This is a genomic window from Geobacillus subterraneus, from assembly GCF_001618685.1.
GTDB classification, from domain to species: Bacteria; Bacillota; Bacilli; order Bacillales; family Anoxybacillaceae; genus Geobacillus; species Geobacillus subterraneus.
In genome coordinates this window covers 3,415,992-3,434,561 of record NZ_CP014342.1, presented here as the reverse complement: position 1 = coordinate 3,434,561, position 18,570 = coordinate 3,415,992, and the positions used below count along the sequence as shown (strand labels likewise).

Below are 18,570 nucleotides of genomic sequence, written 5' to 3'. Positions count from 1 at the left end.
AAGGGTATAGAAAAAAGAGCACCTTTCCTGTAGAATGTGAGTAACGACACAAACAAACCCAGGAGGTGCTCTCTATGAACAAGCATACCACACTCCCGAATTTGATGCAAAAACTTGTTTCGGATGAAGAGATTCAACGGATTGCCGAAGCGGTTGGGGATCGTGATTCGTCTCGAACCTTTACGTTGCGCGAGTTGATTCACTTCTTCCTGCTGGCCGCCATGCATCAATGGAAAAGCTTTCGCCACGGAGCCGATGTGGGGCCTCTGTATGGATTGCCGCGATTCCATTATTCCACAGTATCCAAGAAAGCGAAAGACGTTCCCTATGACATCATGAAACGCTTGTTGGCGTTGATCATTTCCAAGTGCAACCGCCAAACCCGCCGTTCGCTTCGGTTTCCCAAACCGCTTCGGGTGGTGGATTCGACGACCGTCACGGTCGGGAAAAACCGCCTGCCATGGGCGCCGTATCACGGCGAACGCGCCGGAGTGAAGCTGCACGTCGCGTATTCGCCGGAATCCTCGCTGCCGGCAGACGTGGTGGAAACCATCGGACTGCGTCATGATGGCCCGGTGGGAGAACAGTTGACGAACGCTCAACAAGTGCTGGTGGAAGACCGGGCGTATTTCAAAATCGAACGCCTCGATCGATTTGTGGAGCAGCATCAGCTCTTTGTCATTCGGATGAAGGACAACATCGAACTTCATCAGAAAAAAAGCTTGAAACGCCTTTCCAGCACATCCTCATCGGTTCAAGCCGACCTCACGTGCCAGTTGGGGACGAAACAATGCCGCTCCACCAAGCGTCACCGGGTGGTGATCTTTCGAGATGCGAATGGCCGCGACATTCGGGTCGTGACGAATCTCTTCCATGCGTCTGCGGAAACCATTGCCGACATGTACCAACAACGTTGGACTGTTGAGGTCTTTTTCCGTTGGGTGAAGCAATATCTGAATGTCCCGACCTTGTTTGGCACGACGGAAAATGCGGTATACAACCAACTGTTTGCGGCGTTCATCGCGTATGTGTTGCTGCGATGGCTGTATGATCAAACCAAAAAACAGACGAATGTCTCTCTTTCCTTCATTTCGTTCGTTCGCCGTTTTTTCTCTGGGCAGCTTCCTCTCGATTGGAAATCCGGGATGGCCGCTGCTTTGTTTGAGTATGCCCAAATTTATGGAAGGCGTATGTATAATTTTGGATAATCAACACTCGTGATTTGCTGCATATGAAATATTGGGGACTGATGAAATTGTCAGTGAAGTATATCTTTGGGCGTTAATTCAAGAATATTATAATAAAGGAGAAGTAATAGAAAAAGGAAGTGGGATGTCCGATCCAATCGTATTACATGTAGAAAAAAATAAAGGTTCATTGAAAGTTTTAGGTCATACGTTACTTCGTGATGGTAGTTATTACCTCAAAGATATTAAAGAATTGTTTCCTACTAACATACAGGATAAAATTTTGAATTATCCATCAAATTACATTAGCCAACTAATAGAATAAGTGGAAAACAAAGTAAAATAAAAATATTAAACTATCGGGTGCGGTTAATTAAAGCAGGTATGGAGGTATTCAATAATGGCTTATAATTGGGTAACGTGCCCATCTGATATAAGAAATTTTGTTTTTCGTATTTTAAGTGAGACTAAAGAAATAGTAAAGCAAGATTTTATTGGTTTTTACATTCACGGTTCTTTAGCAATGGGAGGCTTTAATCCGAATAGTAGTGATATTGATATTTTGGTTATTACGAGTAAATCAATGACAATAGAAAACAAAAGGAAATTAGCAAAATTATTTCTATCTTGTTCAAATAATCCATTTCCAGTTGAAATAAGTTTTCTGAACGAAGAACAATTAAAGAATTGGAGACATCCTTGCCCGTTTGATTTTCATTACAGTGAATTTTGGAGGGAACGTTATGAGGATGATTTGGTAACAGGGTCATATCAATATTTAAACGGAGATATTAAGACTGATGCTGACTTAGCTGCACATTTGACCATAACAACTAATCGAGGAGTTTGTGTAGAAGGAAAACCTATAGAGGAGGTTTTCCCTTCGATTCCACGTTCGCATTATATATCTTCAATTATGGGGGATTTCCAAGATTGTTTGGAAAATATCGAAGAGGACCCTATTTATTGTACGTTAAATTTAATTAGAGTTTTTTGGTATCTAAAAGAAGGAATTATTTCTTCAAAGCTAGAAGCAGGTAACTGGGCACTATTAACATTTCCAAGAGAAATAAAAAATACCATAAAAAAAGTGGTTAATAGTTATGCGAATGAACATGATACTTATGATTTTGAGAGAGATGAACTTTTGATATTAAAAAATTATATTTCGAGTAATGTCCAAGAGTTATTAAGCTAACGGGTGGCTTAAGTTTAATAGAATGAGAAGCCCATTAAGCTAATAAATGGCACTGGCGGAGAAGAAGACATAAAACAAACTGTAAAAGACTTATATGAAATTTATTCAAGACTTCCAGAAAGTAAAGAATTAAATTTCACTTTCGACAACGCATATCCAACCATCACGGCCGTCACAAGCATGAGCAGCGTTGATGCCGATGTGACGAGCACACTGTTGAAAAACGCGCGAAGCCACGGTCGCGGTACGACATCTTCACCGCCTTGAAACAGCCATTCATACGAGCGGAGCGTCAATGACGACGGGATCAGCTTTCGGTCGACCTCATTCCATGGGGCAAGAGAGCCTAACACCATATACAAATACGGAAACACCATGACGAGCAAAACGGCAACCGCCACTACATAAAGCAACCCAACCTTCCACGTTTTACTCCCAACCATGTTTGCCCCCCCATTTTTCCAACAGCTTGCGAAAGACAAAAATCGACGCAAAGGTGACGATCGAATTGATGATCGCGACCGCCGTACCATAACCTGCGTTTAATTTTTCAAAGGCCTGGTTGTAAATCTCCAGCTGCCACGTATGGGTCGCATACTCCGGCCCGCCGCCCGTCAACACATACGGCTCGGTGAAAATGCCAAACATCAGGCCGACTGCTAAAATCGTCACTGTATAAAACGAAGGGTACAGCATCGGAATGGTTACGTGCCAAACCCGCTTCCAGCCGACCGCGCCGTCGATTTCAGCCGCCTCATACACTTCTTTCGGAATGCTTTCTAAGCCAGACAAAAACAATAACGCATAGTAACCGACAAACTTCCACGCCATCATGAGCGCAATGACGAGCGGGGCTAAGATGGGCGAGCCGAGCCAGTCAATACCGATGCGGTGCTGACAAACAATCGGTTCGGGGCGTATGTGGCCGTCCAGCATTTGTTGGAGCTCAACCATACTGACATCGCGTTTGTCGGCGACGTCCACTATTCGCCGAGCTATCAAGAGCGGTATGAAGGGTACTTATTGGCGCTGAAAGACTATGGAGTGAAACCGAACGAGGAGTGGATGTTCTGCCAGGCGCAAGAGGACGAAACGGTCATCGCAGGCTACATCCGTGAGCTGAAGCGGCAGCCGACCGCCTGGTTTTGCGTCAATGACGGGCTTGGCTTTTTCGTCAGCACCGGCCTGCAGCAGTACGGGCTAAAAGTGCCCGATGACGTTTCCGTCTGCAGCTTTGACAACGGGCAGCTGTCGCAAATCGCGACGCCGAAAATCACGACCGTCGACATCGACCTGAAGCGCTACGGCAAACGAGCGGTGGAATTGTTGCGATGGCGGTGGGACAACCCGAACGAACCTTTTCAGGAAGTGCTATTGTCTACGAACCTGATCAAACGGGAATCCACAGCAGCAAAACCAACGCGCTAGGGCGGGGCTGGCCTTTTGCCCCGCCTGTTTGATTTCCATTCACTTGAAGCCGCTTTGTTTCATTTCCTCAATCTCCGTCACAGGCAATCCGGTCAGTTCGTGAATCGTCTGCGCATCAAACCCTTTCATCAACATCCGTTTCGCAATGTGCCGTTTTTCTTGTTCCGCTCCCTCTTTGCGCCCTTCCTCCCGTCCTTCCTTTCGGCCTTGAATTTTTCCCTTTTGCTCGTACGAAATGATCAATTCCAGCACGCGTTCTTTTTCTTTCGTCTCCATTTGTTCCACCTCGCTTCGAAGCTGTTGTTCTTCTTCATCGGACAGCTTCACATACGTTTCAAAAAAGCCCGTCAACAAACGCTGTCTTGCCTCGTCTAGCTCAAGACGCACCAACATGCGCAAAAATTGCTTTTTCAGTTCCACTCGTTCACTTTCAGTATACCCCATTTTGCTAAGCAGCGCAGCCGCCACCGGGTTGTCGGTGCGGATGAATTGGCGCCAGTTTTGCTTGCGCAACTCCACATGGAAAAAGCGAAAGTCAAGCACATCGCCAAACGGAAAGGAGAGCGTGAACGAAGAGGGTTCATCTCGGATGGCATCATAGCTGAAGACGGCAATCGGAATGATCGGAGTGCGGTATTTTTCAAACAAGCGGCTGAAGTAAAGAAACATTCTTTCTGGAAATGACGATTGAACGTACGCTTGGTTTTCTACGTGAACAATGATCAATCCGTCTTTTCCTTTGAACTTCGTCTCGACGAGCAGGTCAACGTGGTACTTCTCCCCAGCCGTTACGTCCGTAAACAGCTCTTCGGACAAAAACGACAAATGGTTGAAATCAATATGCTCGTGCATATCCGGAAAGAAGAGAAGCACAAATTCCTCAAAAAACGTCTGCAACAACTCCTTGAACAACCGGTCGTGATCGATCGCCATACATTCACCTCACACGAATACGTTTCGTATTCTCTTTTTCGACATCATCAAGCAAAATCCTGCCGATGGCACAAAAATGGCTGTCCCTTTTCGAGAAGAGACAGCCAAGACGCCGACCGCAATGTGAAGCCCCCTCCATTCCTGGATATGAATGTTTCGCCACTTGCACGCAAGGCCTAGAAGTGGGGGATTCCAAGGCTACCACATCCCCACCTTCCTTCCCCCAGCCGCAACTTTCGCCCGGCGGAAACGGGCGATGACGTCATCCATCCCCCCGCTGCCGAACATCACGCCCGCGACGATGAAGAGAAAACCAGCCAGCTGCATCCATGAAATCGGCTCACCAAGCAACCAATGCGCCCCAAGAAGCGAAAAAAACGGATTGAGGTTGATGAACACCGCCGACTCAGCGGGGCCAAGATGTTGAACAGCCTGGTTATAAAACATATGGCCAAGCGCCGTCGCCACGACAGCCGAAGCAAGGAAAATGAGCCAAAGCGGCAACGTACCCTCTTTCAAACTCGATAGGCCGCTCGGCTCGAGCACGAGGCTTAAGACAAACAGCCAAAGCGACCCGAAGACGAGCATCCACCCTGTCATCACCCGCGCCTCGACCGTCGCCTTTTTGATCATAATGAAGCTGATCCCTTGCGCCAAAACAGCCAAAAAGACGTACACATCCCCAATGGACAAATGGCCAAGGCCCCCGTCGCCGCTCGCCACAACAAACACGACGCCAAAAAACCCAAGCGCGATGCCAAGCAAACGAAACAACGTCGGCCGCTGGCCTAAAAACACGATCGCCAACAGCGCCGTCACAAGCGGCACAAGCCCTAGCACAAGACCCGCATTCACCGCTGTCGTCCTCGCAATTCCCAACGCTAAAAAGAAGTGATGGGCCACCACGCTGAACAATGCAGCCAAACCAATCTGTTTCGCCTCATTCCAACTGACTCGTTCCAGCTTGCCGATCCCCCATAAAAACAAAAGCACGACCAACCCGGCCGTTAGAATGCGCAGCGCCGTCAACGCGACGGGCGAAAAATGCTCCACCAAAACTTTCAACGCCGTCACATTCAGCCCCCAGGCGACCATGATCCCGACAAGCAACACATAAATGAATGATCTCTTCATCCCTCTCTCCCTCTCCTGCACATTCGGTTTTTCTCAACATGGAAAAGGAAAAACGGAGCCGATGGACGCTCCGCTTTCCCACCCGTTTCCACATAGAACGAATGAATTCACTTCCGCTGCAATGGCTTCTGCCCTCTATTTTACTACACCACAGCGGATTTTTTGACTCAAAAGCACCGTCATCTCAAGCCCGCGGCATGTTCTTCCTTTCTCCGCCCATATCGGCCGTCCATCGTGCATATGGTATAATAGAGAGGAGAGGAGACCCATGTTCCCACGCTACCGCCAAAAGACGATCCGAGCCAGGACTGGGGTGGCGGTTCTCACTGCCGTCGCCGTGTTGGTGGCGATCTTGTCTCTGTTTCTTTCGAACGAACGGAACGAGGCAAAGGAAATCGTTGACACGTTTTACCGCTACGAGCAGGCAGGGGATTTTGGCAGCTCTTGGGAGCTGTTTCACCCGCTTATGAAAAAGAAATTCCCAAAAGACGTCTACATCCAGCGCCGCGCCCACGTCTTTATGCAAGACTTCGGCGTCGAGACGTTCGACTACCGCATCGATGAGGTGGAAAAACTGTCGTCATGGTCGATGTCTGATGAGAACAAACCGCTTCACGACGTGTATCGCGTCCGCGTCATTCAGACGTTCCATAGCGCTTTTGGCGTGTTCGAAATCCATCAAGACGTCTTCGTCGCCAAAGAAAAAGGGGAAAAGAACATTTTGTTCCCTTACCGCCCGTAACCCCCAACATCGATGCGGCCCCGATATCGACCGGGCGCCGCTTTCACCGCTCCTTCCATTCCTCGATGATCTCAAGCGTCCGATTCATGCCGACATTGTATATCAACAGCTTAAGCAAGTTTTCCCGCTCCTCTTTCGTAAAAAAGAGATCGCCGTCAATGATCTCAAGCGGGACAGGGGAGAGCTCGGCATACAGCTCATAATCAACCTTCTGTCCTTCCGGTTTTAGGACAAACGTTCTCATTCGCGCCATCCTCCTTTTTCACCTACACGTTTTGACAAGAAACACCCGTTAGGCAGCGCTCCCTGTCAAGTATAGACTAACACACAGCACGTTCATGCGCCTAGCAGCCGCACCGTATTCCCATGCCATGCACATGAGACTCTCTTCCTATTGCAGCAACCTCATCCGAATCTTCTCATACACTAATGTATCATCAATCGGAGCTGGTTTCTCCATCCAGCGAAAAAAGGAGCGAACTGCCATGTACGCACATATCGTCAAACGTGGGGAAACGATCGCTTCCATCGCCCGCGACTACCGTACATCTGTTGAGGCGCTCCTTCGCGCCAATGGGTTGACCGCCGCGTCCGTCATCTTCCCTGGCCAAGGGATCGTCATCCCCCACCTTCCGCCGAAAGGATCGATTCCGTACACGATCCACATTTCGATCAGCCGCCGCCAGCTGACGTTAAAACACCAAGGGCGGACGATCCGCACGTATCCCGTCGGCGTCGGGAAAATGGTCACCGCCACCCCCGTCGGCGACTTTGTCATCGTCAACCGCCAGCCAAACCCAGGCGGGCCGTTCGGCGCGATGTGGCTCAGCTTATCCAAACTCCATTACGGCATCCACGGCACGAACGACCCGTCCTCGATCGGCAAATACGTATCCAAAGGCTGCATCCGCATGCATAATAAAGACGTGCTCGAACTCGCCTCCATCGTTCCGAACGGAACGGAAGTGTTTATCCGGCCGTGAGGGCAAAACAGCGTCATTCATCCGTCTGTTCTGAGTCACAACCCGTTTTATTTTTCAAGAAGATGTCATTCACTCCCACCGAACGAACACCGTGTTTCCGCTCACGATGGCAGCTGACAATCGATCGGGCAAGTAGTATAATTAGGTCAAAAGCGAATGGAGTGAAGACGATGCCAGGCGGGATCTCGCATCACGCCAAAGACATTTTGTTCAAGTCGCTGAGCGCATTGTACCAAAACCAAGCCCTCGATGTATACGGACTTCACGGACTCCCGCGGATCAAAGCAGTGCTGCCAACCGAATTTCCGTCTGTTCGGGCGGACGAACGGCGCGCCGACACCGTGTTTCTTCTCGAAGACGATTCCATTTTGCTTCTGGAATACGAAAGCAACGAACGATTTCTCGACAACCATTTGAAGTATCTCGATTATGCCTGTCGACTCCTCCACACATACTATCAACAGGAAAAACGAATCCGCCCGATTCGCATCGTTGTGATCTACACAAGCGATGTCACGAGCGCCCGCGAACAGCTTGACGCCGGCGATGTGCTTCTTTCATCCAAAGCGGTGCTGCTTGGCGAATTCAACGGCGATGCCATTTTCCATGCCATTGAAGAAAAAGTCCACAACGGCGAACCGCTCACTCCGGAAGAAACGATGAAACTCATCCTCGTGCCGCTCATGCACACCCGCTTCGACCGGCAAACGATGATCGAAAAAACGATCGAGCTGGCGAAAGCGATCGGCGACGAACCGAAACAGCTGCACATCATCGCTGGCGTTCTGACCGCCACAGACAAATTCATCGACCGGTCATACGCCGAAAAAGTAAAGGAGTGGATCAAAATGAACAAAGTGTTTCGCCTGTTAGTCGAAGAACTTGAACAAGAAAGAGAAGAAATGTTGAAGAAAGTGATGCAGGAAAAAGAGCAAGCGGTTAAGCAAGCCGAAAAACAGAAAGCCATTGAAATCGCCAAAAACTTCCTTGATGTCTTGCCCATCCACGAAGTGGCGAAACGGACCGGACTGACCGTCGCCGAAGTCGCCGATCTCGCGAAGGAAATGGACAAATAGGCAGCACAAAAGAGCCGCAACCGCGCGGCTCTTATCACTGGTCTTTTCCCTATGGCTCTTGGCGTGTGGAACAAGCAACAGTCGGACTTTTCCCTTGGCCTTTGGCCGCCAAAGCGAGCGCACTTCCCAGTGTGTCAATCCCTCTACTCGCCGCTTGCCAATCGCTGACGGGCTTCATCCGTTAACAACAAATACGGACGGCGTTTCCCCTCCTCCTGGCGCACCACTTTCTCCGTCCACGGGTGAAGCAAAAACAGCCCTAACTTTAGACGGAATTCCGGGTCCACCATTTTTTTCCGCACGCCATCTTCATGGGCGATGAGCTTCTCAATCACATTGACCATCGCCTTCTTGCTTAGAAACACATCCTTCTCCTTCGAACTCAATCGCACAATAACCCCCTCATCGGAAAACGAAACAACGCGAAACGCTTCCTTCCCTTTGAACGTCGATACCATTTTTCCTTCGTACAGCTTATCCAGCAACGACTTCCACATTTCCTCCGCAAACAGCCGTTGGTTCATGCCCTCTCCCCAACGATAACAAGTGCCTTTTTCCGTCCCCCTACCCCTGCACAGCTTCCGATCCAAACGAACTTCGCATATCGGCCAGTTGCACCGCCAGTTTTTCCAATTCATAAATATTCTATTTCCATTTGTCTGCTGTCCAGCAGCCAATGTATCTGTTCCTGTTTTTCCACCAAGTTTTCCCCCTTTGATCTCCCTGCGAATACGTCGTTCCAAGGCATTTGTTCCTTTTCCTTGAAACTTGAAATATAAACCAAAACCTCTCCCCTACAACATCCTCCCGTCCCGCTCACTCCACTTTCTTACCCATCACCCGCTCGATCATCGCAAGCAGAGCCAGCCTTCTTTTTTCAAAAAACTGGTCAAAATCATCCGCTCTTATGGATGCCACATCAATAACATGCGTTTGCAGGATGTCATCCAACACCGCTGCCGAAACGCCTTTCCTCTCCTCTAGTTTCTTCAAATATACACTTGGAGCATCACGGCCAATCATCCGATTCGTTTTATAGGACAATGGGGTTTTATTCATAATGCAATCGTACTTCGCTTTCTCAATCCCCCGTTTTTCGCAATAGTCACGAGGGAAAATATGGTGAATATCAATCGATTCGCCGTAATACGTCTGAATATCGATCGGCACCCCAGATAAGAAATCCCGCGCCCCTTCCCTCATGAGCAATGCGTGCAACCCTTTATAAGCGGCGCTGTTTCGCGTGCGCAGCGTGAAGAGGCGATCAGCGGCGAAATGGGCATCCCGCACCGTCGTCGGCTCCGCACCGCCGCGAATCCATTCGACGACTTCCACCACGTCACGGGCAATCCGCGTCTCCGTCGCTCCTCCATACAATTCACCCAATACACCGCACCAATACCAACGGGCGATTCGGTCACGGACACAAACATTGTGCGCCTCTTTTCCCAGCTCGACAAAAATGGCCGCCAGCGGGATCAACTGGGTGCCGTACGGCAAGTCGCGCGCGGAAAACACATGTTGCTCATGCAAAAATTGAGCCGCCTGAATAAACCCTTCCGTCACCCGATCCGCCCATCTTTGGTAATCCGCCAACGTCAACTGCAAGATGTCGCGCCGCTTGCAGCTGACCGCCACGCCGTCCCCCGCTTTTCGTCGATTGTACGTGGCCAACAACGCAACTGCCTGCAGGAAGTCGGTGCTGCTGATATCGGCCAACACTTTGTTGTAAATTTCTCCAGATCTCTTTAATTTTGCTTCCTTCTCTTCCCAATCATCCCTCAGCTTGAAATCTTCCGCCGCAAATGTGGCGGTAAGAAGCTCGAAGACGGTCAGAGAGACGCCCCCCGTGTTTACATTCTCAAAAACTTGGCAAACCGCCTCTTTCGGAGTCGGCTTCCGAAGCATAATAACAGGCACTTGATATTGCTGAAAACGGGGAAATACGTCCGTCATCAACTTTTGCCACTTCAATGACCGTTCCGCAATTTTCGTTGAATCCGAAAAATAGCGCGTCTGCCACGCCAACAACCCCGCAGGATCGAAAAACAAATTCACCGGAAGCATTCCCGCTTCGCATTCTTTCTCCAAGTCAGAACAATCAAGAACAACCCTCCCTCCCGGTCCGCGAATGATCCGGTCTTCCGGAACACTGACGATCGTCTCTTCTCGGTCGACGTTCGGATCTAACATTTTGTCAATGTCAATATAGTAGAACCGTTTGATTGCCTTGTCTCTCTTGTCTCTTGTCGCTACAGGCGCTTTCAATTTCAATGATTGAAACAACGCCGTCAGCCGCTGTTGACCGTCAAGAATCAGCCGTTCCGGTTCCACTTGGTTCACGTTATCGACCCCTTCGATCGGCCTTGAGGCAAAACGGACATTCGGATTTCCCGTCTGGAGCATCATCACCGCACCGATCGGATAAGAGAGAGAAACACTGATCAACAAATTCCGAATCCGCTCGTCATCCCAAACCCAGCCTCTCTGAAAATCAGGAAGCTGTGTTCGACATTCCTGAATGCTTTCAAGCAAATCAAGCAAACTTTCGACCGTACTGTCAAACGTGGTAATCGTGCTCATATCCTTCCCCCTCGTTTCATGAAAAACCCTACACTTCCATACGATTCAATCGACCAATATGCCATCATCCAATGCATATTCCTGTTGCTTTCCAAAAAACACTTTATTCTTTCGACAATGGCATTCTTTTTCCTCCTGCCGCGCAGCGTTTGACAGAAACATCCCCCAGCCAACGAAAATCCGTAGTTGAATATAAAAACAAAATATTGTATATTTATAAATATACAATGACGATTGATCGCGAGGGATCCCAATGCAAATCGACCATGCCGTCACGAGCGATGTCAAAGACATGCACGCGCTCATCCAACACTATGCAAAAAAAGGACTCGTGCTGCCCCGCTCGCTGCTGTCCATCTACCAGCACTTGCAATGCATGTATGTCGCCAGGGAGAACAGCCAAATCGTCGGCACCGCCGGGCTGCATATCCTGGGGCACGATCTCGGGGAAGTGCGTTCGCTCGTCGTATCTCCTGACCATATGGGGAAAGGAATCGGCCGCCTGCTCGTCCACCATATTGCCGACGAGGCGGCCAGACTCGGGGTGAAGCGGTTAATATCCTTTACTTACCAAGTCGAGTTTTTTCGAAAATGCGGGTTTGAGATCGTGGACAAATCAACACTGCCGGAAAAAGTGTGGATTGATTGCGTCAACTGCCCGAAACTGGACTGTTGCGATGAAACGGCGATGATAAAATACATTTGATCCCCTCCCACCCGCATCACGGGGAAGGGGGAGATCCCTTGGAAAAACCTTTTCCCTTCGCTGTTTCGTTCTCCATACCCTTCACTAGAAAAGCGAATGTTCGAAACTGACAAGCCATCTTTTTTATGCCCTGAAGTTCCGCGGCTGCGCAGAACGGTTGTGTTCGTTTTGCATCAAACATCAGCCCTGCCCCCCCCATTCAGGAGGAGATAATGCGCGTTTGTTTCAATTGTTCAATCAAATGTTGCACCTCATATTTTGCAACCTTTGCATAATATACAAAAAATAACGAAAATATTCGCATAAAATCAAGTCCTAATGTTTATGTCAAATACGGCTCCCATCCAGTGCACTTAAGCTCTAGAAAATAGAACCGCTTTGCCCCCGGCTCGTGCGCCCCATCCGCATTAAAGTAGCGAAGGATGATATAGTTGAGTCCATGCCAGAGGCAAAATCGGCCAAAACTAATGGATTTGTTCGTTAATCATATGAAAATTAATATTCACCGGTATAAACTTCTTTATACGCTCAATATCCCGCTTCTTGTAGTCCATAATCACAATGCCAGTAATGACCTCATCCTCTTCAGAAAACCGGATAAACACACCAGGAGCTGCTTCGTCATCGTACGACACTTTTGGTTCGCCCAAATAAATATAAAGAACATCGTGATCATAGTCATAGGAGTATTTAACGTTTTCCTGTAAATTTTGGACGAACATAAATCGCACCTCCTGTCTCTTGGTTTAACCTGCTTTTGGCGATGACGGTAACAACGTCACCATACGCTTCATCTTCATGGTCGACAATAACGACCAATGCCTTTAGCGACTTAAACTTAGGCAATTGCACAAGATCTATATATTTTTGTCTTGTATCATGCTGATCGTCCGGATTATTTGGCAATATAAAACAAGGATCTTGAATGACGCTCTTGACCATATCTTCTTGGCCTGTGAACTACCCCCACTTAATTTTCTAGCGAAAATTTGAAGTGGAGGCTTCCAAAGAAGTTTGACTGCTTCAAGCAATCCTTATTCTTTGAGGCGTGTCCACTTCGCCGCTAGAGCATAAGACACTCAGGTCTACAGCTTTACTTTTCTTTAAGATGTTTAATGCGCCATTGACATCAGCATTAATTAGTTTGCCAGACTTTGTTCGATACAAGCCGCGCTTAATACGTTTGCCGCTGAACTTATATTCTTTTGGATTGTCGGCATTATATTCAGGAATCTCATCGCCGTCAAAAAAGCTGGCTTGAGACGTATATGATTCTTCCTGTTTCAAGAATTCAATGCCGTAAAATTCACAAAGATATTCTAATTTTTCTTTTATGTTACCGAGAGGAATATTGACAAAGTTTTGATTTGTCTTTTTTCCTAGATTCATATTGCGTTGTAATGTTTCCGCATAGCCAATGACAAGTTTGCCAATTTGATTTTCAATACAGTAGTTAATGATGTAACGGCAAGTCTTGTTGATATAATCATTCACTTTATTATTGCGATTCATAGCAAGCAAAGCCTGTTTACGAGTGGTGCCTTTGATTTTTTGCTTATCTTTTATGCTTTGAAGTCTGGCATTTTCTTTGTTAAACCATTGATTTATACTTTTTAATCTCCGCCCATCAATGATGAATGATCTGCCGTCTGATGTGACACAAGTGGCAACATTGTTTAATCCTAAATCAATGGCCAGTGCTTTTTGGTCATTTAATTCTCTTTGATCTTCAGGCATTTCATATTTGTACTGAATCTCAAAGAACCTGGCATGATGCTTAGGAATGATTTCAATCTGCTTAATCTTTTTGTCCAGTAACACAGGCGGAATCGTTATCGTGATAGGCTTGTGAGTCTTTTTAAATAGGCGAGAATACGGTATCGTGAATTTGTTGCCGTCTATACGAATCTGGCCAATGATCAGTGAATGAAAGCCATCTTTTTTAAGATATTTTGGAATACTGATAGCCTTGTGGTCATATTTTCCTTGTTTGGCAAGACTGATCAAACCAAAGAAAGATTTAAAGGCTTCATTGACCTTTTTTAAAATTTGCTGTGCCATGTTGCTGTTTAACAGCTTATAGTTTTCGTTAGTTTTGGCAAGATGATAGTTTTTCTCATAATTAAGAAATTCCTTGTGTTCAAAATAGTATTGTCTGACATGGTACAATCCGACGTTGTACATGTTCTTGGCAATATGGCACAGTTCTCGAAGAGTCAAGTATTCTTCTTTGGTCAAACCATTTAGCTGTTGTTTGATACAAAAATACATTTTTTCACCTCCCATCTAACTATATTATACTATATTTTACTGAATCTATCCTATTTTCAGCAAAATATAGTGGTTCATCACCAAATTTTGTGATTTAGTGACAAAAAAGAGAAAGCACTGACGAGATCCTGGCAATAATGTTAGCGGTGAAATAAACATTAAGGAGGTCTCGTAAGTGCTTTCTATACCACTAGGATTGCCAGAATTTAAAGTGATTAAACAAGAACTTCTTTCCTATGGTTATGCGATTCATGTAGAGAAAACAGAGACACAGGAACGTTGCCCTCATTGTGGGTTTGCCACTTCCTCTGTCCACGACAGACGGACAAGAAAAGTACGGGATTTGGCGATTTTCCATCAACCGGTGTACTTGTTCGTAAAGGTAAAGCGCTATCGGTGCTGGAATTGTTCCCAAGTGTTTTCCGCCTCTTTGGAATCGATTCAACCCAATCGACACTACACCAATCGATTTTGTGAGTACTTGTATGAACTTTGTGAAGGCTCCACCATTCAAGAGGTTAGTCGAAAGCACCGTATTCCATATACAACATTGGAACGCATTTATTACTCCATCGCATCGAAAAAAGCAAAAGAGCGTCAAACAGCGATAGAAGCATCTTCTCAAGAAGGAATGGTGCTTAGTTTAGATGAAATCGCGGTAAAAAAGGGACATCAGTATGAAACTGTATTGATGGATGCCAAAGCCGGATCGGTCATGGGAATGCATGCCGATCGCCAATGTGACTCCGCCATCAACTTGTTGAGCCAAAATATCCTGTCGAAAGAAATGGTCCAAACGGTGATTCTTGACATGTGGGAACCTTATCATAAGGCGGTTCGCGCCCTGTTTCCATCTGCTTCGATTGTCATCGATAAGTACCATGTGGTTCAAAAAGTGACACAAGCCTTGGATCAAGCAAGAAAGGAATTTTCTCCATTGAAAAAGGCTCGATATCTTCTCTTAAAAGGCTGTGAAAAGCTTCGTAAGGACCAACGGCTTCGATTAGACGATATCTTGGAGGAGTATCCGGCACTTTCCATTGCTTATTATCTAAAAGAGTTGTTTCGGGATTTTTACCGAACCGATGGATATAACGAAGCAAAGGAACGCTTGGAAGAATGGATTAAGTTAGCCAAACAGAGCCCTTTTGCTTCTTTTCAGGAAGCAGCCAACACGCTTGAAAGGTGGAAGGAGCCTATTCTTTCCTACTTTTTGTGCCCATATACGAATGCCCGGATCGAGGGGACGAATCACAAGATCAAAAACATCAAACGCCGGGCATATGGCTATCGAAATCTAGAACGGTTTCGTTTGCGTGTATTTCTGGAGTGTACAGGGAACACTACAGGCAGTCAGGCTGCTTAAGCGCTCCCTTCTTCCGCTATCGGTATGATAGTTGGTAGAATGGAACCCGTCAAGGAAAGCACTTGACTGTTTCCATTCTACCAACTTCGTGGTCTGTATGCGGAAGAAGGATCCTGACTGATGAACCTATTTCATCCAGCTAACATGTCTCTAGGATTGAGTAGAAATCACAGAAAATGGTGAAGACCCATAATCTTTATATCATATAATAGTGATCTTTCACGAATATATTTCAAATCTAACTCAACCATTTCATCAAATCCTAAATCATTTCTCCCACTCACTTGCCAAAGTCCTGTACATCCCGGTGTCACAAGCAATCGCTGTTTATCATACTCCGTATACTGTGCTACTTCCCTTGGTAGCGGCGGTCTTGGGCCAACTAGACTCATATCCCCTTTTAATACATTCCATAATTGAGGAAGTTCATCAATACTAGTTTTACGAATGAACTTCCCCACTTTCGTGACACGTGGATCATTTTTCATTTTGAACATCGCGCCGGTTGTTTCGTTTAAAGGAAGCAATGATTCTAGCAATTCTTCCGCATTGGTCACCATCGAGCGGAATTTATACATATAAAATTCTTTTCCGTCTTTGCCGACGCGGACTTGTTTAAAAAATACGGGACCTTTTGGGTCTTCTAGTTTGATGAGAAGCGCGACAATAAGAAATAGCCATGACAAACAAATAAGTCCTGCTAGCGCTCCGCATATATCCATGATTCGCTTGGCGATTAAATATCCCTTTTTATCGTTTACAGCAACTCGATGGTGACGTTTGATTTCGACAGTCGCGGTACTGCCTGGTTTCGCCAACTCCCCGCCCTCCTTTATTTCTCTTCTACTTTCACATCATTTAATAGTTTTTCCATGAATTGAATAAGGTCTTCTCTTAATTCATCATGCTGCAACGCAAACTCAATCGTCGTTTTGATAAATCCGATCTTTTCTCCGACGTCGTAGCGCTTTCCTTCGAATTCATAGGCAAACACCCGCTGGATTTCGTTCAATTTTTGAATTGCATCCGTGAGTTGGATTTCGCCGCCAGCGCCGGCTTCTTGTTTTTCAAGGAATAAGAAGATTTCCGGCGTGAGTATGTATCGTCCCATAATCGCTAAGTTGGACGGCGCGGTGCCTGGTGCTGGTTTTTCGACGAATTGGCGGACTTGGTAACGGCGTCCGTGTTGTTCAATTGGATCGATGATGCCGTAACGGTGCGTTTCGTTATCAGGCACTCTTTTGACACCAATAACGGAACTGAGAGTTTGTTCATATTGGTCAATTAATTGTTTTAAGCATGGTGTTTCCGCTTGGACGATGTCGTCACCAAGCAGAACGGCAAACGGTTCGTCGCCGATGAAGTTGCGTGCGCACCAAACGGCGTGGCCAAGTCCTTTCGGTTCTTTTTGGCGAATGTAGTGAATGTCGACTTTCGATGGTTCTTTTACTTTTTCGAGTAAGTCGTATTTGCCTTTTTGAATTAAGTTTTGTTCAAGCTCAAAAGCGTTGTCGAAATGGTCCTCGATCGCGCGTTTCCCTTTCCCCGTGACGATGATGATATCTTCGATGCCGGAGGCGACCGCTTCTTCGACGATGTATTGAATTGTTGGTTTATCGACAATCGGGAGCATTTCTTTCGGCATCGCTTTCGTCGCCGGCAAAAATCGTGTGCCGAGCCCCGCTGCTGGAATGATCGCTTTGCGTACTTTTTTCATCCTATTTCGCGCAGGAGACTCCCACTTCAACGACCAAAGGGAGTAAGTGGGAGAGGAATGCGCGTTCCCCCCTTTCTTTTGTGTATGATATAATAAAGGCGTGGAGAAAACCGTTCAATAAAGGCACTCCAATCACGGCTACTCGATGTATGGAGTTGGTTACAGGAAACGTTGTAACCGTAAAACATCGAGCGTAGGTCCGTCTGTTGTGTGTGGAAGCCAAGTACTGCCAACAGACACACCGAGAGAATCGGTAACGATGCAGGCATGACCTGCGTCGTTGGGTAGTCGTCAACCTGCCCCCTGATGCAACCCCAAGTCAAGGAAGGAGGACGAAGTCCGTTTGCACTTCTGGGGAGTTGCAAGCCCCCACTTCAAGCGTTAGCGAAGTGGGGGTAGTTGACGTGGTACGTAACCCCCTATGTATAGTTGGCCCCTATGCCCCCGCGCATCGGTGCAACCGTAGCTGCGCCGATGCGCCGATGCATATGGGCATAAAAAACAGCCCCTTTTCGGGACTTAGTTTGGCATTTTTGATTTCAGATTCAAGATTTCTTTTTCATGATCGATCAGTTTGTCGAACATCACATCGGATCGGCGCTGCAAGTACGAGACGGTGACATCGACGGATTTTCTTATGCTGGTGACATCGTTTAAAATGAGTGCTTGATTGTGTTTGGAAATACGCAGCTCTTCGAGGATTCGCTCTTGCATCTGCTTCATGCCGGCCATCTCGTGTTCTACTATTTGTTGGCCTTGTTGCAGCTGGGTGATGTCTTTTTGGATTTGAGAGACCGTCGTTTCCAATGTCCGTTGGCCTTCTTGGAGCTGGACGATCTCACGCTGCAATGCATTCTGGCCTTCTTGCAACTGGATAATGTCTTTTTGAATTTGGGAAACCGTCGTTTCCAATGTCCGTTGGCCTTCTTGCAGTTGGGCGACATCACGCTGCAACGCATTCTGGCCTTCTTGGAGCTGGGCAACGTCCTTTTGAATTTGGGAAACCGTGGTTTCTAATGTCCGTTGACCTTCTTGCAGTTGGGTGACTTCCTTCTGAAGCTGGGATACATCTTGCTGCAGCTGCGATACGTCTTGACGAATGTGCCCGACTGCGCCTTCCAACCGTTCGAGCCTGTCGTGGACTGGTTTCAGTTCTTCTTGCAAGACGGAACGAAGCAATTCTTTCAGCTCTTGGCTCATGGCTTCACCTCCTTGACGCCATTATAGCATGGCGCGGCAGGGAAAC

At 47.1% G+C, this 18,570-nt stretch carries 19 protein-coding genes and 3 pseudogenes; 9 read left to right on the top strand and 13 right to left on the bottom strand.

What is annotated here, in order from left to right; genetic code table 11:
* Positions 1-74: 74 nt before the first annotated feature.
* From GS3922_RS16780 to GS3922_RS16775, 3 genes are all read left to right on the top strand, one after another.
* Positions 75-1,208: an IS4 family transposase gene (locus GS3922_RS16780; RefSeq protein ID WP_063167245.1), complete on the top strand. Its 1,134-nt coding sequence runs from the start codon at positions 75-77 to the stop codon at positions 1,206-1,208.
* A 31-nt stretch (positions 1,209-1,239) separates the two neighbouring features.
* Positions 1,240-1,512 (top strand): hypothetical protein, encoded by a 273-nt coding sequence (locus tag GS3922_RS17745; protein ID WP_143424865.1) that lies wholly within the window; start codon positions 1,240-1,242, stop codon positions 1,510-1,512.
* A gap of 75 nt (positions 1,513-1,587) precedes the next feature.
* Complete coding sequence (locus GS3922_RS16775) at positions 1,588-2,385, top strand: aminoglycoside adenylyltransferase domain-containing protein (protein ID WP_023634271.1); 798 nt, start codon at positions 1,588-1,590, stop codon at positions 2,383-2,385.
* Positions 2,386-2,516: 131 nt separating this feature from the next.
* Here GS3922_RS16775 and GS3922_RS16770 read toward each other — a convergent pair.
* Together GS3922_RS16770 and GS3922_RS16765 are read right to left on the bottom strand one after the other, a co-directional pair.
* Positions 2,517-2,828, bottom strand: a pseudogene (locus GS3922_RS16770) (carbohydrate ABC transporter permease); the annotation flags it as partial.
* Positions 2,815-3,273 (bottom strand): annotated as a pseudogene (locus GS3922_RS16765) (carbohydrate ABC transporter permease); the annotation flags it as partial. The pseudogenes GS3922_RS16770 and GS3922_RS16765, both read right to left, overlap by 14 nt.
* Here GS3922_RS16765 and GS3922_RS16760 point away from each other — a divergent pair.
* Positions 3,262-3,813: pseudogene (locus GS3922_RS16760) on the top strand (substrate-binding domain-containing protein); the annotation flags it as partial. The pseudogenes GS3922_RS16765 and GS3922_RS16760 overlap by 12 nt on opposite strands.
* 39 nt (positions 3,814-3,852) lie before the next feature.
* Here the strand turns inward: GS3922_RS16760 and GS3922_RS16755 are convergent.
* Positions 3,853-4,746 (bottom strand): Rpn family recombination-promoting nuclease/putative transposase, encoded by an 894-nt coding sequence (locus GS3922_RS16755; RefSeq protein ID WP_063167244.1) that lies wholly within the window; start codon positions 4,744-4,746, stop codon positions 3,853-3,855.
* Positions 4,747-4,944: 198 nt separating this feature from the next.
* Entirely contained in the window at positions 4,945-5,880 is a 936-nt protein-coding gene (locus GS3922_RS16750) for a DMT family transporter (protein ID WP_063167243.1), read from the bottom strand.
* A 268-nt stretch (positions 5,881-6,148) separates the two neighbouring features.
* Between GS3922_RS16750 and GS3922_RS16745 the strand changes: the two genes are divergently transcribed.
* The gene (locus tag GS3922_RS16745) at positions 6,149-6,622 is read left to right on the top strand and encodes a hypothetical protein (RefSeq protein ID WP_011232748.1); all 474 of its coding nucleotides are present in this window, start codon (positions 6,149-6,151) and stop codon (positions 6,620-6,622) included.
* A 43-nt stretch (positions 6,623-6,665) separates the two neighbouring features.
* Here the strand turns inward: GS3922_RS16745 and GS3922_RS16740 are convergent, their stop codons facing one another.
* Positions 6,666-6,866, bottom strand: coding sequence for a hypothetical protein (locus GS3922_RS16740; RefSeq protein ID WP_063167242.1), 201 nt, complete (start codon positions 6,864-6,866; stop codon positions 6,666-6,668).
* 241 nt (positions 6,867-7,107) lie between these two features.
* Between GS3922_RS16740 and GS3922_RS16735 the strand changes: the two genes are divergently transcribed.
* A complete protein-coding gene (locus GS3922_RS16735; protein WP_063167241.1) occupies positions 7,108-7,605 on the top strand; it encodes a L,D-transpeptidase family protein in 498 nt (165 codons plus the stop codon).
* A gap of 170 nt (positions 7,606-7,775) precedes the next feature.
* Positions 7,776-8,681, top strand: a complete 906-nt coding sequence (locus GS3922_RS16730) for an RpnC/YadD family protein (RefSeq protein WP_063167240.1) — start codon at positions 7,776-7,778, stop codon at positions 8,679-8,681.
* A 143-nt stretch (positions 8,682-8,824) separates the two neighbouring features.
* Here the strand turns inward: GS3922_RS16730 and GS3922_RS18230 are convergent, their stop codons facing one another.
* Both GS3922_RS18230 and GS3922_RS16720 read right to left on the bottom strand, forming a co-directional pair.
* Positions 8,825-9,205: a hypothetical protein gene (locus GS3922_RS18230; protein ID WP_225995682.1), complete on the bottom strand. Its 381-nt coding sequence runs from the start codon at positions 9,203-9,205 to the stop codon at positions 8,825-8,827.
* A 292-nt stretch (positions 9,206-9,497) separates the two neighbouring features.
* Entirely contained in the window at positions 9,498-11,264 is a 1,767-nt protein-coding gene (locus GS3922_RS16720; protein ID WP_063167239.1) for a GmrSD restriction endonuclease domain-containing protein, read from the bottom strand.
* 253 nt (positions 11,265-11,517) lie between these two features.
* Here GS3922_RS16720 and GS3922_RS16715 point away from each other — a divergent pair, with 253 nt between their 5' ends.
* Entirely contained in the window at positions 11,518-11,970 is a 453-nt protein-coding gene (locus GS3922_RS16715) for an N-acetyltransferase (protein ID WP_063167238.1), read from the top strand.
* Between the two features lie 464 nt (positions 11,971-12,434).
* Here GS3922_RS16715 and GS3922_RS16710 read toward each other — a convergent pair whose 3' ends face one another.
* From GS3922_RS16710 to GS3922_RS16705, 3 genes are all read right to left on the bottom strand, one after another.
* Positions 12,435-12,692 (bottom strand): DUF2283 domain-containing protein, encoded by a 258-nt coding sequence (locus GS3922_RS16710; protein ID WP_011888351.1) that lies wholly within the window; start codon positions 12,690-12,692, stop codon positions 12,435-12,437.
* The gene (locus tag GS3922_RS18030; protein ID WP_225995681.1) at positions 12,661-12,912 is read right to left on the bottom strand and encodes a hypothetical protein; all 252 of its coding nucleotides are present in this window, start codon (positions 12,910-12,912) and stop codon (positions 12,661-12,663) included. Before GS3922_RS18030 ends, GS3922_RS16710 begins: the two co-directional genes overlap by 32 nt.
* Positions 12,913-12,993: 81 nt before the next feature.
* Positions 12,994-14,241 carry an RNA-guided endonuclease InsQ/TnpB family protein gene (locus GS3922_RS16705; protein ID WP_063167237.1) on the bottom strand — a complete coding sequence of 416 codons (1,248 nt, stop codon included), beginning with the start codon at positions 14,239-14,241 and terminating at the stop codon, positions 12,994-12,996.
* Between the two features lie 175 nt (positions 14,242-14,416).
* Between GS3922_RS16705 and GS3922_RS16700 the strand changes: the two genes are divergently transcribed.
* Positions 14,417-15,607: an ISL3 family transposase gene (locus tag GS3922_RS16700; RefSeq protein ID WP_063167236.1), complete on the top strand. Its 1,191-nt coding sequence runs from the start codon at positions 14,417-14,419 to the stop codon at positions 15,605-15,607.
* A 167-nt stretch (positions 15,608-15,774) separates the two neighbouring features.
* On the opposite strand, the gene GS3922_RS16695 is transcribed toward GS3922_RS16700, so the two are convergent.
* The 3 genes from GS3922_RS16695 to GS3922_RS16685 all read right to left on the bottom strand — a co-directional run bounded on the left by GS3922_RS16695 (position 15,775) and on the right by GS3922_RS16685 (position 18,524).
* The gene (locus tag GS3922_RS16695; RefSeq protein WP_063167235.1) at positions 15,775-16,425 is read right to left on the bottom strand and encodes a sugar transferase; all 651 of its coding nucleotides are present in this window, start codon (positions 16,423-16,425) and stop codon (positions 15,775-15,777) included.
* 14 nt (positions 16,426-16,439) lie between these two features.
* Positions 16,440-17,324 (bottom strand): UTP--glucose-1-phosphate uridylyltransferase GalU, encoded by an 885-nt coding sequence (gene galU / locus GS3922_RS16690; RefSeq protein WP_063167234.1) that lies wholly within the window; start codon positions 17,322-17,324, stop codon positions 16,440-16,442.
* Between the two features lie 519 nt (positions 17,325-17,843).
* Positions 17,844-18,524, bottom strand: coding sequence for a hypothetical protein (locus GS3922_RS16685; RefSeq protein WP_063167233.1), 681 nt, complete (start codon positions 18,522-18,524; stop codon positions 17,844-17,846).
* Positions 18,525-18,570 lie beyond the last annotated feature (46 nt).